Here is a 13,070-nt window from a genome sequence, read left to right on the forward strand (position 1 = left end):
ATACCGAGTATTGCGCTCACACTAAACCATAGGCCAGTGCAAGCACATAAAAAGACGACTACGACTCGCGGTTTTTTGGCTGCAGCAATTCGCAGCTTGAGCGTTGCCAAAAAAGAAGATCCCCGATCAGCGAGAAGCCGATCGGGGATCTTTGATTAGAATTGTCAGACAAAAGTGTTTGTCAGACAGTGTTGATTAGTCGCGAGCCACTTCGTCCATGATGCAGCTGAGAGCCGTGTTGGCAGCCAGTCGGACATCGTTGTCCTGATCGCTTGTCGAGACGAGCAGAGCAGGAATGACGGGTTCAGCTTTGATCCCGAATCCACCCAGAGCCAGGGCAGCTGCGGTTCGGATCGTTGGATCGTTATCGTTGAGCTTCATTGACAGCGAAGTCAGAGTCTGTGGATGTTTCTCTGGATCAAGTTCTGAGATTACGTGAGTCGCCAGACAGCGGATCGAGTTATCATCCGATGATGCTAAGTCCAGGATCGTTGCAACACCTTGTGGATGATCTGGGCTCAGTTTGACGAGGGCTTCAGCGACGTGGAGTCGAGTCAACTCATCACTGTGATTGAGTTGTCCTTCGAGATCCTTGAGATAAGGTTGAGCATGATCTTCCAGCAGCCCCAGCAGATACGCTGCAGACTGGACAGCAGGAAGTTGCTCTGACGTCAGGAAATCCGAGATATCTTCAGCCGAGATGACTGGTTGATTCGTGATTTTACCCAACGCCCAGGCGGCGTGAACCTGGACGACATCGCTGCCATCGAAAGCAGCATCGCCAATCTTCTCGAGTGTCGCGTCCGTATTGCTTCCGACGTCGGCAAGCTTGATCAGTGCATCGACCTGACGTGACTCGTCAGATTCTTTGAGCTGCTCAAGCAATGTTTCTTCAGAGGCTGGCTCAGCGATTGGCTCAGCAGCTGGTTCGGCGATCGTTGTTGGAATTGCAGCGGCGGCTTGTGCCAGTTCCATCGCAGATGGTTGACTGAATGCGTCATCTGCTGCAGGTGTCGCTGCGAATGATGAAGTTGTTTCTGGGACAGCATTGGCAAACGCCGCGTCCATGTTCGATGCGTCAGTCGGTGTCGCTGCGACTTGTGGTGCCTGTTCGGCAACAGACTGCTCTGCAAAAGCATTCAAGGCAGCATTGGCTGGAGCAGGTTGTGAAACCGTTGGAGCAGCCTCGTTCATGAACGGATCGACAACCGGACCACTCGCAATCGCTGGAGCAGTTTGACAGTTGTCGTCCGAGCAGAAGGCTGGATCACTGCCGAAGGGAACTACATCAGTCTCGGCAACTGCAACCGGTTTGTCTTCAACCCGCTGTTGGACAGCTTCTGTTGAAAGTCCCATCATCTGGAGGGCGACTGGATCAACATTCGACACCGAGGCTGGTGTGACCTCGATGACCTTGTCTTTTGATGTCAGCATGGCATTTGAAGGCGTTTGCCCAAATGCGTTGTTAGTATCGCCATTCTTCTTCGCCATTTGCTTGGCGACTTCCGCAGCGACGAGTTGTTCAATCGCCTCAGCACTCTTCGGCTGCTGAGCAAGCATCGTTTGTGGCGCACCGCTGGCTGGAGTGCTAAGACGGTCTTTCAACCGAACGTAGTTTTGCATCGCAGGCTTATGAGAAGGCTGCTTGGCGAGGATCTCCTGGTAGAGTCGCATCGCGACTTGATCCTGGCCCTGTGACTCAAGCTTTTGAGCCAGGGACATCATCCGCTGAGTGCCGTTTTTTTCGGCCTCTGTCTTCGATGAGAACAGCGACGGAGTCTGGCAACCGGCGAGCACCGCTGCGGTCAGAACGGGAAAAAAGATCTTCCTGATCAACATGAGTCAAACCCCTCAATTGCCATCCGTTGCAACGCGCGTCTCAGAAGTCTTTCAGACTCCGCAGACGTTCGGTTTGGTTTAATCTTCCCAGACTGCTCAAAATTCCTAATTTTGATTCAAGACTGAATGTACCAGTCTGGTCATCATTCGTATCGGAAGGCTGCGGAGTCGTTCATTATTCGTTTACGCAGTCCATGCCGTCTTTCCGGGATTACCAAGCTTATAACCATCAAGGTTTAACATTCAGTCACCAGTCGATGTGAAAATAACAGCGAATAGAATGAAAGAGGTGAATAGGGCGGGAGGGAAGAACGGGATGTCTGCGCAGACATGGAAGGGCTTGCTTACAAAACCGTGCACGCGTCACCTTAGTTGTCCTTGAGTGATCATCTGCCCGTTGAAGGAAGCCGATACTTCAAATCATGCTACTTCGGGCAGCCTTTTCCTGCGCCGAATCCGTGTCTTTAGATCAGTGAGGATCAGCAGTCGCGATGACGGACCTTCGAACTCGAATCGGTGTTTTAGAACAATCATCTCTCGACATTCACTGGCTGGCTGTCCTGACGCTGACAATCCTGCTGTTCGTGATGGGCAATGCGCCTGTTTCGGCTCAGATTGTTCCCGGCACGGGCACCAAGGTTGATACCTCCGGTGACAACTTTGAAGAAGAGAAATGGGAGTTCGTTCACAACTTCCCCAAGAGCAGTAAAGAACAAGACGAGACGCTGCGTTATCCACGCGGCTACTCGAAGAACCAACGCTGGTTCGAAAGCCCCAAGCGTGGTCAGCCCGATGAAATCCTCCGAGTTCCAGCTCCAGCGGGCGGACTCGAAGGCAGCGAATGGGCTCTGTCACTGCGCACGAAGCAATCGGGGATTCCCGGTCGTCTCAGCCATGAGATGATGCAGGACGACCTGATTATGAACGGTCGTACGATGCCAGTTTCCTGGCAGCCAAGCTGCGTCGTTCGTGTTTATGTGCCGCCATTCCAGGAGTGGGAGCAACGCAACGGATCAAGCTTCGGAATCCGCGCTGACTGTCACACGACGATCGTTGATCATGAAACCAAAGGTGGACGTGGTCTGTTCGGAAGAATTAAAGGCTTTGGATCTTCCACGAAGCAAGAAGCCTACTGGCCTGGCTTCTTCATTGCGTTGGCCAAAAAAGATGCCAAGAACCCAGCGGACCGTGCTCAGATCATCATCCGAGGTGATTCTCTGGGACACGAAGTCGCTGGTCCAGTCATCAAGAATCCAGGCTGGTGGACGTTCGGCATGTCGTTCACTGCTGACGGACGGGTCCACTTCTATGCCAGCGAAGGTGTCGACAACCTGACCGCTGCTGACCTGATCACATCGCAGACTCCATATGGCTATCGCTGTGAAAGTTTCACCACGATGTTCTTCAACGTCTGCAATATGGACGACGGACGAACGATGTCAACACGCTGGATTATTGATGATCCTGCCATCTACTACGTCGGCAACGGCGGCATGGCTTACGGCTCAAGCGCCATCCGTCGCTAAGCTGTCACGCGTTGATCTGAAAATGAGAAAGCCTCCGTTCCCGCACGGAGGCTTTTTTTACGCGCTGTGTGTTTCCCCGTAGGGTCCGCTGTGCGGACCGTTAATTCGCAATAATAGCAATGATCGCTTTGAATAACTGCTTAGCGTAGATACCGCTGCTCTCATTCGCAATGGACGTCGATTTACGGTCCGCACAGCGGACCCTACGAAACCAACTCGCTCAGCGGGGTATCCGCGAGGCTCAGGGATTTCAAGACCCAGGCGAGGGTAACCAGGGCGTCACAGCGAGGGTGTTGATCGAAATGCCATAGGCGGCCTTCTTCGAGAAGGGCCAGACCAGATCGCTGCTCGTACATGTCGCGGGTGGCTGCAGAAAGGGTTGGCTTTGCAAGCGTGACGCCTTGCTCGAGCAGTGTCGGAGTCGCAAAAGATTCTGCAACACTGAGCAGACTAGCGGGCTGTTCCTGCCGGAGAGCACGAGATGCGAGTTGAAGTAGAGAGGGGCTGGAAGCAGGGTGTCCGAGTTCGTCAATGAGTTGAACGCGACCAGCATCTTCATCAATCAGCAGTCCAACATCGCAATGATGTTCTGGGACGAGGGAGGTCAGCGCTGGCCAGGAGTCATGCGCCTGCGGGGGAATGACCTGACTGAGCATCACACACGGGAGTTTTTCAAACAGACGATCGACGGTCCCCTTCACAATCTCATCAGTGACACCAACGAAGACGCGCAAAGGACGCAGGCCGTGGAAGAACTTGCGAATGTGAGTTTCGTAAGCCAGCGTAATCCGTTCCTGACGCAAGGTGGCTGCTGTCCGAGTCAGGCGTGTACGCGTTGACTGGCTGTCAAAGGCTGGCAAAGTCCAGGGGAGCCCGTGCTCGCTGTAAAGATTGAAACCGGAGTTGGCAGGGCCATGATCATTACCGGTAATGTAAATGCCCGCAGTCACGTTATAGTGTTGAATGCCGAAGCAGAACTGAGCCTCGGGGAGCGGGCCCAATTCAACGATGTGACACCCGGTGAGTTCGAGCCCCGACAGAAGCTGGCGATAGATTTCCAGCGAAGGGTGTCGCAGATCGCAGCTGACGGCAATGCTGGGCCGGTACAGGCTTTGTCGAGGAGAACGAGCATCAGTCGAAACCGTGCGGACAGTTTGATGCCAGAGTGAGTTGAGAGGCTCGGCCAGCGCAGACAGGACGGTCTTGGGAGTCAGTGGGCGGAGGTAGACAGCTCGTAGTCGGTGCCCCTCGTGGATCAATTTGGTGGGGTCATCGAAGGAGGTGACTTTGCCGGCGTTCTTCGTGTTGTTATGCGAACAGGTCTGGCATTTGTGGTAGCCGGAAGCTAAGCGGGCCCGATGCACGGAGGCTGAGATGGCGCCGGTTTCGCCAGGACATTGGAAACTCAGCTCAGTATCAAGAAGAAGCATGGCCCGGCTTTAGCGTGACAGGATCGATAATTCGTGACGGGAGGACTATACTGAAATCGTCGCGTTCCCAGTTCGGAAAGCTGAGTCCGAGGGGAACTGTATGCCAAGCCGAACGACAGGGTCAAGATCTCATGCACGCCACGGAATTTCTGTTTAAAGCTGCGAACGCAGAACTCGGTGATCTGCCAGGGGTCGTCGCGTGTGTCGGGAAACAGCGTGCGCTCAAGCTGCGGATCTATGCACGGCTGAAACTCGATCTGCTCGGGTTGGATGTGACTGAGGATATGCTCACCCAGCTGTCGGCTGCGTCGACGGAATGGAAGAGCATTCATGACGAGCTGAAAACCATTTCCATGTGGTCGCCAACGCGGATGATCATTCTGGAAGACGCGGATGCATTTGTCTCGACATATCGTCCTCAGCTGGAAGCCTACGTCGATAAGCCAGCGAAAAAATCGATGCTGGTCCTCGATGTCTCGACAATGCCTTCAAATACGAAGCTCGCCAAACTGGTCAAAGACAAAGGCTTGTTCCTGGAATGCAGTGAACTGACAGGATCTGCACTCACGCAATACCTGACCAAACTGGCGATGGATCAATATGGGAAGCGGATTTCTCGTCAAGTCTGCGAACTGCTCGAGCAACTGCTCGGAAACGATCTCGGAATGCTGGAAAGCGAACTGGCGAAACTGGCCAGCTATGTTGGAGACGTCAAAGAGATCTCGACCGACGATGTCCAGAAAATGGTCGGCGGTTGGAAAACCGAGACGACCTGGGCAATGCTCGATGCCACACGCGATGGGAATGTTGGCAAGGCGCTCTCGTGTTTTGACCAGCTGGTGACTTCGGGAGAGGCATCACAAAAGTTGCTCGGCGGGCTGGTATTTGTCTTTCGCAAGTATGCAACGGCAGCGAGCCTGGCGATTCATGGAAACATGCCGCTACCCGCTGCGATCAAGACTGCCGGGATTTTTCCTCGGGACCAGAAGCCGGTGGAAGACTATTTGAAGCGGATCAAACGAGACAAAGCCCAGATGCTGCTGACAAAAGTGGCCAAGGCAGACGCGAATCTCAAAGGGGGCTCCCAGTTACCAGATCGCGTCGTCTTCGAGCAACTCATCCTCGAACTCAGCGGTGTGATCTAAAAGCGGTCTCCAAATGAAAACAGCCACGGGTTTGAACCGTGGCTGTTTCTATTTCTTCCAATCATCGATCTCTTGTTATCGAGAGATAGACAGACTCTTATTCACTGCTTTCAGTTCATCGACAGCAGCATCAGTGACCTGACAGTTCTGCAAATTCAAAACCTTGAGGTTCTTGAACTTCGCAATGTGCTTTAGAGAAGCATCGGTGATGTTGGTCTGACGCAGGTTGAGGCGGACCAGTTTCTCCAGAGGCAGCAGAGATTCGATACCAGCGTCCGAGATGTCGATGTTTTCGTCAAAGTTGAGATCGGTCAGATTGGTCAGCTTCGCGATCGAGGTCAGGCCTTTGTCAGTCAGTCGGTTGCTGAATAACTGCAGACTGGTCAACTTCGTGAGAGGCTCGACCGCGACAATGCCATCATCATCGATACGGTTTTCGCTCAGCTCAAAAACCTCCAGATTGGTCAAACCGCTGAAGTATTTCATCGTGTCGACATCGATCAACGTATCGCGAACCTGCAGACGCTTCAGCTTGGTCAGGCCAGCAATGTCTTTATAGCCGTTGTCGTTTTCATCTGCACCATAACCAACGCTCGTACGACGAACGGTTAGATACATCATGTCTTTCATTTCGCCGATGAGTTTCATCGAGGCGTTGGTGATCTTGGTATCACTCAGCTCTAAGCCGACGAATGACTTCCCTTTGAGCTTGGCGATCCCTTCGTCAGAAACGTCATTCAGAGTGACGTTCAGGTAATTGAGTTTCGGCATCGCCGCGAAATGCTCGAAAGCGCCATCGGTGACACGGGCACGTTCAATGAGCAGGGTGAGCAGATTAGGGAGGACTTTGAGGTTGGCAATCCCGTCGTCGCTGATGTTGGTGAAAGTCAGGTCCAGCGACTTCAGATTCTCAAGACCAGACAGCGACTTCAGGCCATCATTCGAGATGCTGGTCTGCTTGAGGCTAAGGGTTTCTAGCGACTTGATCTCGCCGACATCTTTCAATCCAGCATCCGTGATCCCTGTCTTGAAAAGATTCAGGGTCTTAAGGCCTTTGAGTTCCTTGAGCGTCGCCATCCCTGCATCGGTAATGTCCGGGCCGATGAGGTAGACACTGTTCAGCGCGGGCAGGCCTTTCAGGGCTGTCAGGACTTCGTCGCTACAGATTCCCTTGGTGAGATCAACCGTCGTATAACGACCATGTTTGTCTTTGACGACAGCAGCCGTTGCTTCGGTCAATCTGGCGAGACTTTGCGGATCATCGGGAGTGATATCAGCGGTTTTGACTGTGTCATTTTTCGCTTCGGATGTTTCTGTCTTGGTCGGAGCGGACGTCGTTGGACATCCACTGGTGAGCAGGACAAAACCAGCGAGGAGAACAGGTGCACAAGCTTGTTTAATCGTCATAGAAAGAGTCTTTGCAGTGTACTAGAAGAGGGCAATTGTGTCGTGGCGTCAGGAGTTTTGACAAAAAATCAAAATCCTCTCCGCCAGAGGGTGGCAAAACTCATTATTATGGAGGAAAAATAGATCATCAAGTTCTGCTCTACTTGTAATCAGGAAACTGATCAAACAAAATACATATATCTGCTTTGATTGGTCTTCCCTCGATTCTCGAACCATCCCGAAAAAGGACCTGCCATGTTCTACTCCCTGCCTTCGCGCCGCGACGCCCTCAAAACTGCAGCTGCTGCTGGATTGGGTTCTGCGCTGTTTGTTCCCGGGACGAAGCAAGCTTATGGAAAAACCCTGTTCCAAAGCGAGAAACTTAACTTCGCCTGTATTGGTGTCGGTGGGAAGGGCTCCAGTGATACCGACGACGCCGACAAGTACGGTACTGTCGTCGCTCTCTGCGATATCGATGAAGATGGTCTGGCGAAGAAGTCAAAACGCATTCCCAAAGCGAAGACCTTCGTCGACTTCCGCGAAATGCTCGATCAAATGGGCGATAAGATCGACGCCGTCACTGTCAGTACGCCAGACCACACTCACGCCATGGCAGCCATCGCCGCCATGAAACTCAAAAAGCACGTCTTCTGCCAGAAGCCACTGACCTGGTCGATTCAGGAAGCCCGTCGTATTCGCGAAGTTGCCAAAGAAACTGGCGTCGCAACACAAATGGGTAACCAGGGAACTGCTGAAAACTCACTGCGTGAAGCTGTCGAAGTCGTTCGCAGCGGTATCCTCGGCGAGATCAAAGAAGTTCACATCTGGACGAACCGCCCTGTTTGGCCACAAGGAACTGGTCGTCCGAAAGAGACGATGGATATTCCAAAGGGGCTTCACTGGGATCTGTTCCTCGGCCCAGCTCCAGAGCGTCCCTACAACTCGGCTTACACCCCGTTCAAATGGCGTGGATGGCTGGACTTCGGAACCGGTGCACTCGGCGATATGGCCTGCCACACCGCCAACATGGCCGTCATGGCTCTGGGTCTGTTTGACCCAATCGCCTTGACTGCTGATCACACGGGGATCGTCGAAAACGAGTCTTACCCAATGTCTTCTCAAATCATCTTCGAATACGCGAAGACTGACAAGCACCCTGCTCTGAAGATGACCTGGTACGACGGCGGTCGTAAACCAGATCCATCTCTGCTGCTCGGCGAAGAGATGACTGCTTCGGGTTCTCTGGTTGTCGGTACAGAAGGTAGCGTCTTTGGTCCTGGCGATTACCATGGCCAGACCAAGATCCTGCCACTCCAGAAGTTCAAAGATGCCAAGAAGCCAGAACAGACTCTGCCACGTACCCGCAACCACTTCGAGGAATTCACCCAGGCTTGTGCTGGCGGTCCTCGTGCGATGTCTGACTTCGTTGACTACTCAACTTACCTGACCGAAACCATTCTCCAGGGTAACCTGGCGATCCGTGCCGGTTCAGGGGTCAAGCTCGACTTCGATCCAGCCGCTGGCAAGGTCACCAACCTGCCAGAAATCAACAAATTCCTGGGTCGCGAATACCGCTCAGGTTGGACTCTCGGCTAACGTAAGTTGCCATTGAACGAAGCCGCGGAGTTCATTCTCCGCGGCTTTTTTTATGCACTTTTGAAGAGCGGACTTATGAAAGAGTCTCTTATACGAATCGCAATTTAAGCCAGCTCGATTACAAAAGTCGTGCCATGCTCACAGCTTTGGGTGAGCAAGCTGCTTCGTTTGGACGTTGGAGCGTTCAGAACATGCTTGCTCAAAGCCGCAAGCATGGCACGTTGAGAAGACGCGCTGAATCAAGTGGTGATTGGTATGCTCCGTCAGAATAACCAGGGGGTCAGGACCGATAGATCAGCCAGCGCCGGCTTGATCCACGTCTTGCGAAGTCGATCAACGATCGACAGGAGCATCGCACCGAGGGCAACTGCGAGCGTGATCGAAGACAACGATGGATTTAAGTAACAACGTAAGAGCGCGATGAAGATGATCACTCGCAAAAACCAGCGGTAGCGTGACTCGGCGTATCGCGTCTGAGAAATCGCCGTCGGCTCGTCAAGTTGCTCATCCATCTTTTGCTCCCACACCGAGATGCCGTACGCATTGGCCCAGAGGAGCACACTTCCCCAGATCAGCCATGTGATGTCATTCGATTGAAACGGCGTCTGTTTCGCAGTGAATGGAAACAGCACGGAACCCGCTAGAAACAAAACAGCCACCGTGATCTCACGAGGCAAAACACGCCTCCCGATCCGAGGAAAACACTGAGCAAAGGCCATATAGCCGATCGCCACACCAGCCAGGCTGAGCCCATTCCGCCATTCGTCATAACCACATGAGACGATCGCAATGCAGACCGCAGTCACTGCCATTACAAGAAAGAAAACGCAGAAGGCATTTCGATAACGCCAAAGAAAAGCATGACGCTCGGGAAGTTCCTCGGGGCGTATTTTCCGATATCGCCGCACATCCCAGGCGCGATCCGCGATATAAGACAGCCAGATCGCAGCGACCAGTAGAAAACGCTGATAAAAAAGCAGAGGCACGTCCCATTGCCGAGCCGCTGCGTCCTGCCAGCAGAGTCCGACGAGCACAGCATCCAGTCCTAGAAGATTGAGACTCCCGATCGTTGCTTCAAGGACTCTCAACCAGATTGGCAATGGAGACGCTCGACCTGCCGGCGCAGAAAAACACCCAGAAGCAAGTTGCTCTGGGTGTTCTGTTTTAGCGTCTTGTTTCGACAAATTACTTAGCGTCCCACCACCATTGAGTTTCGGTCGCCTTTGATTCAGTCTTCATGTTGTCGAGACGATCAGAAGGCTTCATGAAGCCTTCGCCAAACAGCCCCATGACATCAGCACGCACGCCACCGGCCACCTGGACAACGATGTCCTTGCCGCGGAAGACACGGTGATTGACGACCGAGTCCACAGCCTTGGGAGTCGTGTATTTCGTCGTGACATAGCTACCATCAGCAGCGAAGCAGCCGAGGTCGAACTGGCTACGCTCAGCACCATGTTCGCGAGCGATGATCGCAGCGGCCAGTGACAGATCGAAGATGTTTTCGAGGTCAGCAAAGACACTGTCACGAGCAGCGAGTTGATCGTAGTTATTGGTGAAGTTCTGAGCGAAGAGGCGGTTCGTGGCTTCTGCTTTACCAGTTGGAACGCTTTCACCTTGAGCAGAGACGAACTGATTTTCTGACTGGCAGAGAACCGAGCAGTTGTCGATCGCATAGACACTGCGAGCAGCGTTGTGAGTGACGGCATCGCATTTGACGGTCAACCACCAGCGAAGAGCGTCAATACTGCCAGCGTTCGTTTGTTCGGTGACATTCATCAGTTTGAAGTAGTCAGGAATCTCAGAACCACCGTCGAGTTTACCGACGCCGATCAACTTCATGCGGTAGTCCGCTTCGATGATCACGCGGGCCACGCGAGAGTCGGTTGGGACGCCGTAGAAGCGGATGTCCTGCTGACCGAGTTTCTGCTGCAGGGTACGAACCCAGTTCTTGACTTGAGCAGGAGAAAGAGCACCGCCCGCTTGAGTTGCTTCAACGTATTCCTTCAGATCCTTCATGCCAGCTTCGCGTGGGTCGATCGAGCATCCGAAGATATTCTGACCGTTCTTCGAGAAGGTTCGCATGACGGTGACGAGGTCATCGAGTTGCATGACTGGTTGTTTTGACTTGGTGCCGATCGCTGTTCCGCTGGCATCATAGGTCCAAGGTTCCGATGGACCAGCCAGAATGATGTCATTGTTAGCCGTATCGACGAAGACATATTGGATCGAGGTCAGACCGCCGAGGTTCTTCATGGAAGCCACAACTGGCAGGCCTTCAGCAATCTGTCGGGCAACAGCAGCTTCGAGAGCTTTCAGCGAGATCATGCGAAGATCGCTGGGGGCAGACAGGTCCTGGTTGAGACTGTCTGGACGGACTTGAGAGAACATCGCGTCCAGAGAGTTGTCAGCTGGTTTCAAAGAAGCAGACAGAACGCCGTGTGCATCAACTCGGACCCCGCGGTTGAAGGGTGAAATCGAACCGATACCACCAACTTCGTCCCAGGCAAACTCGTCACCGGTTTCGGTCGTGATCAGGTTAATCAGCTGGGTAAAGTCAGCACCGCCACCGTTCATGGCTTTCTGGCTGGCCAGACCGGACTTCTGCTCTTTGGCATTCATCCGGCTCGACATCCGGCTGACCGTTCCCAGGGATGCCTGAGCACCCGAGAATTTCAGCTGAGCCTGGGCAACTTGAGCCAGCAGTTGATCTTTGAGATCAGCTGAATCTGATTGCTCAGCCAGTTGAATCGCCGTGGTGAACTCACCAGCAGCGAGAAGTTCCTGGAAGGTATCCGGACTGACATTTCCAGCGCGAAGCTGACTGGTCACACCGGCAACAACAATCAACAAGGCAAATGCCAGTCGAACAAGCGAGGGCATAACACGACGCATAGTGATTTCCCAGATTCCCAAGAGGTGACCAGGTGAGAAGTTCGTCAGCAGAGTTGTCATCTGTCTGGAATGGAAGAAACGGTTTGGATCCGTGAGCCGCCTACTTGCCGAAAAGCAAGGAATTGACCCGGAATCCGCCTATTTCCCGTCATCGTTTAGCATCGTCGTATTCTTGCGGCACGTCAAGGAGTTTCTCCAGTTTCACTTATTTTGCCACGTTCTCGACCTCAAAATGCGCCAGAATGGTCACAGCCGGTAGATTTGGCCCACGAAAGAATACGAATTCAAGAAGCCTGCCAGGGACTCGTCGAGGCGGATTCCCCTGCTAAAATCGCTATTGTCAGTACAACTCAAACAATCGTCGCCCGAACACCGTCGCCCAAGAGAGGCTCATGCCAGAACTGCCAGAAGTTGAGACAATGGTCCGCGGGATCCGTGATGACGTCGCAGGTCGAGTCATCGCAGGTGTCATCACACCGGAATGCCGCTATCGTCCCATTTCGATCAAACCGGGTCTGGATGAGATCCGCCGACGAGCACAAGGGCGGACGATCACCTCCGTTTCCAGACTGGCTAAGCGAATCGTCTTAAACCTGGACAGCGGAGATGCCTTTGCCGTTGAACCGCGTATGACGGGTTTAATGCTGCTCAAGGACGCACCGTCCCAGGAACACTTGCGCTTCGAATGGAAATTGTCCCCAACCAAGGGGAAAGCACCATCGCTGTGGTTCTGGGACCGACGCGGACTGGGGACGATCCGATTTTTGTCGCAGTCAGAACTGTCCTCGCTCGTCGGGCCAGATGCATTGACGACCACAGCCGAGGACTGGGCGATCATCTGTCGAGGGGCCAAGACGCCGATCAAGGTACTGATGCTCAATCAGCAGAAAGTCGCAGGAATCGGAAACCTGTATGCCAGCGAAATCCTGCATCTGGCAAAGATCGATCCCCGTAAACCAGCCGGCGAGTTGAAAAAGTCTGATCTCGAACGAACCGCCAACGCCACATTGGCTGTCTTGAATCTCGCTATCCAGTACGAGGGCTCAACTCTCTCCGACGGGACGTATCGCAACGCCCTGAACAAATCCGGCGGCTACCAGAACGAACATCGTGTCTATCAGAAACACAGCCAGACCTGTCCGAGTTGTCACAAAGGGAGCATCGAGCGAATCGTCCAAGCCCAGCGTTCGACCTTCTTTTGCCCTCGATGTCAGAAGTGAGATTATCTTTTTCTAGTGATCTAAGCTGGCTAA

Annotated in this window: 9 protein-coding genes; 4 read left to right on the forward strand and 5 right to left on the reverse strand. The window is 53.3% G+C overall.

Annotated elements, in window-relative coordinates:
* Positions 1-195 precede the first annotated feature (195 nt).
* The gene (locus SH248x_RS02895; protein WP_459557019.1) at positions 196-1,839 is read right to left on the reverse strand and encodes a HEAT repeat domain-containing protein; all 1,644 of its coding nucleotides are present in this window, start codon (positions 1,837-1,839) and stop codon (positions 196-198) included.
* Positions 1,840-2,330: 491 nt separating this feature from the next.
* Here SH248x_RS02895 and SH248x_RS02900 point away from each other — a divergent pair, with 491 nt between their 5' ends.
* Positions 2,331-3,365, forward strand: coding sequence for a hypothetical protein (locus SH248x_RS02900; protein WP_459557020.1), 1,035 nt, complete (start codon positions 2,331-2,333; stop codon positions 3,363-3,365).
* A 203-nt stretch (positions 3,366-3,568) separates the two neighbouring features.
* Here the strand turns inward: SH248x_RS02900 and SH248x_RS02905 are convergent, their stop codons facing one another.
* Positions 3,569-4,795, reverse strand: coding sequence for a phosphohexomutase domain-containing protein (locus SH248x_RS02905; RefSeq protein WP_459557021.1), 1,227 nt, complete (start codon positions 4,793-4,795; stop codon positions 3,569-3,571).
* 131 nt (positions 4,796-4,926) lie between these two features.
* Here SH248x_RS02905 and holA point away from each other — a divergent pair, with 131 nt between their 5' ends.
* Positions 4,927-5,940, forward strand: coding sequence for a DNA polymerase III subunit delta (holA, locus tag SH248x_RS02910; protein WP_459557022.1), 1,014 nt, complete (start codon positions 4,927-4,929; stop codon positions 5,938-5,940).
* A 75-nt stretch (positions 5,941-6,015) separates the two neighbouring features.
* Here holA and SH248x_RS02915 read toward each other — a convergent pair whose 3' ends face one another.
* Complete coding sequence (locus SH248x_RS02915; RefSeq protein ID WP_459557023.1) at positions 6,016-7,347, reverse strand: leucine-rich repeat domain-containing protein; 1,332 nt, start codon at positions 7,345-7,347, stop codon at positions 6,016-6,018.
* Between the two features lie 234 nt (positions 7,348-7,581).
* Here SH248x_RS02915 and SH248x_RS02920 point away from each other — a divergent pair, with 234 nt between their 5' ends.
* Positions 7,582-8,922 carry a Gfo/Idh/MocA family protein gene (locus SH248x_RS02920; RefSeq protein ID WP_459557024.1) on the forward strand — a complete coding sequence of 447 codons (1,341 nt, stop codon included), beginning with the start codon at positions 7,582-7,584 and terminating at the stop codon, positions 8,920-8,922.
* A gap of 263 nt (positions 8,923-9,185) precedes the next feature.
* Here SH248x_RS02920 and SH248x_RS02925 read toward each other — a convergent pair whose 3' ends face one another.
* Together SH248x_RS02925 and SH248x_RS02930 are read right to left on the reverse strand one after the other, a co-directional pair.
* A complete protein-coding gene (locus tag SH248x_RS02925; RefSeq protein WP_459557025.1) occupies positions 9,186-10,022 on the reverse strand; it encodes a hypothetical protein in 837 nt (278 codons plus the stop codon).
* A gap of 85 nt (positions 10,023-10,107) precedes the next feature.
* Positions 10,108-11,817, reverse strand: coding sequence for a DUF1598 domain-containing protein (locus SH248x_RS02930; protein WP_459557026.1), 1,710 nt, complete (start codon positions 11,815-11,817; stop codon positions 10,108-10,110).
* A gap of 392 nt (positions 11,818-12,209) precedes the next feature.
* Here SH248x_RS02930 and SH248x_RS02935 point away from each other — a divergent pair, with 392 nt between their 5' ends.
* Positions 12,210-13,037, forward strand: a complete 828-nt coding sequence (locus SH248x_RS02935) for an Fpg/Nei family DNA glycosylase (protein WP_459557027.1) — start codon at positions 12,210-12,212, stop codon at positions 13,035-13,037.
* The last annotated feature ends 33 nt before the right edge of the window (positions 13,038-13,070 follow it).

Origin of the sequence: Lacunimicrobium album (assembly GCF_052161635.1) — a bacterium.
In the GTDB taxonomy this organism is placed as follows: domain Bacteria; phylum Planctomycetota; class Planctomycetia; order Planctomycetales; family Planctomycetaceae; genus SXPC01.